Source organism: Candidatus Protofrankia californiensis, from assembly GCF_900634765.1.
GTDB classification, from domain to species: domain Bacteria; phylum Actinomycetota; class Actinomycetes; order Frankiales; family Frankiaceae; genus Protofrankia; species Protofrankia californiensis.
Genome location: NZ_CAAAFT010000109.1, coordinates 1 through 2,317 on the forward strand (window position 1 = coordinate 1; position 2,317 = coordinate 2,317).

2 protein-coding genes are annotated in these 2,317 nt (G+C 71.9%); both read left to right on the top strand.

Annotated features, from left to right (window positions below):
• The coding region (locus DD1DGNOD_RS06550; protein WP_165036483.1) for a squalene/phytoene synthase family protein at nt 1–467 on the top strand (467 nt) is incomplete at its 5' end.
• On the top strand, nt 464–2,317 hold a 1,854-nt coding region (gene hpnE / locus DD1DGNOD_RS06555), incomplete at its 3' end, for a hydroxysqualene dehydroxylase HpnE (protein ID WP_131769671.1). The genes DD1DGNOD_RS06550 and hpnE, both read left to right, overlap by 4 nt.

Consider the following 2,317-nt stretch of genomic DNA (forward strand, 5'->3'; position numbering starts at 1 on the left):
GATCTTCGGCACCGCCGGCGGCGCACGCGGACGCGGGGGCCGCCACGGTTGCCGACGAACTCGGGATCGCCCTGCAACAGACCAACATTCTCCGAGACGTCCGGGAGGACCTGATTACCGGCCGGATCTACCTGCCCCGGGCCGAACTGGAAAAGGCCGGCATCACCCTTGTCCTCGGCCCGGACGGCCGGCTCGGCGGCCCCCCGGAGGCACTCGTCGAGTACCTGCGCAGTTGTGCGGAGCGAGCCGATGAGTGGTATGGGCGCGGCCTGAAACTGCTGACCATGCTCGACCGGCGAAGCGCCGCGTGCTGCGGGGCGATGGCCGGGATCTACCTGCGGCTCAATCGCCGGATCAGGACGGACCCCGCTCCCGTCCTACACCAGCGGCTCTCGCTGCCAGGCTGGGAGAAGGCGGTGGTGGCCGCGCGTAGCCTGGCCGGTCGTCCGGAGGTGTCCGCCGCATGAGCGTGAACACCGGGACGCCGTCGAACCGGGCGTTGCCCATAGTGGTGCAGCCCGTTGCGGCGCAGCCCGTCGCGGTGCCACCGGGCCATGGAGCTCACCGGCTGGTCGTGGTCGGTGGCGGGCTGGCCGGCCTGTCGGCCGCGCTGGTCGCCGCGGATGCCGGCGCGGACGTGACCGTGCTGGAGGCACGACCGCGACTGGGCGGCGCCACCGCCTCGTTCGCCAGGGACGGGATGTGGGTCGACACCGGCCAGCACGTCTTCATGCGCTGTTGTACCGCTTACCGCGGGTTCCTCCGCCGGCTCGGGGTCGAGCACCTGACCACCCTGCAGGAGCGGCTGGACGTCCCGGTGCTGCTTGCCCGGTCCGGTGCGAACGCCCGGCTGCGGCGTACCCGTATCCCCTGGCCGGCGCCGCTGCACCTGACCCCGGCGTTGCTGGGGTACCGCGCGTTTCCGCTCGGCCAGCGACTGCGGGCCGCGCTTGCCGCCTACCGGCTCGGGCGGCTGGACCCGAGCCGGCCCGAGGTGGACGGCGTCTCGTTCGGCAGTTGGCTGGCCGACCGGGGTCAGTCGCCGGCTGCGATCGAAGCGCTGTGGGAACTGCTGACCGTCGCCACCCTGAACGCCCCCGCGGACGCGGCCTCCCTCGGGCTTGCCGCCAAGGTCGTGCGTACCGGTCTGCTGGAGCGGGCCGACGCCGGTGACATCGGGTGGGCCGAGGTTCCCCTCCAGCAGCTGCACGGGGAAGCCGCGGCTTCGGAGCTTGCCGACGTCGGTGCAGACGTGCGGACCGGGGTGAAGGTCCGCACGCTCAGCAGGACGGCGACCGGTTGGCGCGTGGCCACCGACAGCGGCTCGCTCGACGCCGACTCGGTGATCCTTGCCGTGCCGGGGCCGGCGGCTGCCGCGCTGCTGCCCGAGGGCGCGGTGCGGGACCCAAACCGGTTCGTCGAACTCGGCTCGTCACCGATCGTCAACGTCCATATGATCTACGATCGACCGGTGCTCAAGGGACCCTTCCTGGCCGTGGTGGGGTCCCCCGTGCAGTGGGTCTTCGACCGTACCGCGTCGAGCGGGATCGCGGGGTCAGTGGGGGAGCACCCCGCCCGCGCGGGCGGGCAGTACCTGGCGATCTCCCTGTCGGCCGCGGACGAGTGGATCGACCGGCCTGCCGGTGAGATCCGCAACATCTTCGTCGAGGAGATGCGCCGGCTGCTGCCTGCCGCGCGGGACGCCGAGGCGATCGAGGTGTTCGTGACCCGCGAACGTACCGCGACATTCCGCCAGACCCCGGGTACCCGGGCGTTGCGTCCCGGCCCGGCCACTGAGCTGCCCGGGCTTGCGCTTGCCGGCGCGTGGACCGACACGGACTGGCCCGCGACGATGGAAGGCGCGGTGCGCAGCGGGCTGGCCGCCGCGAAGGTAGCGCTCGGCGGCTGGCGTCCCGGACCGCCCTCACCCGGCCCGACCCGCACATTGCTGCCTGTGGTCGCAACGCCCGGAGGTTCTCCTGCGCAGTCGGGAGGATGCGCGTCGTCGTCGGGGAGCCCGTGTAAAACGTCACAATCGTCCCGGACGCCGGAGACCAAGGTCCCTGGCGAGAGACCGTCGTCTTCTAACCCACCGGGATCATCGGCCCTCGGGCCGACGGGCTCGCCAAGCGCCCAGCCGCCGTCGGCGGCATCCTCGCACCCGACTCCGTCCACTTCGCCGACTCCGTCCACTTCGCCGACTCCGTCAGCTGCGCCGCCTTCGACACCGACATCCGCGGTGACCTCGACAGAGACTCCAACCGCGATTCCAACCGCAACATCGATATCGACAGCGTCACCGACAGGGGGATTCCCG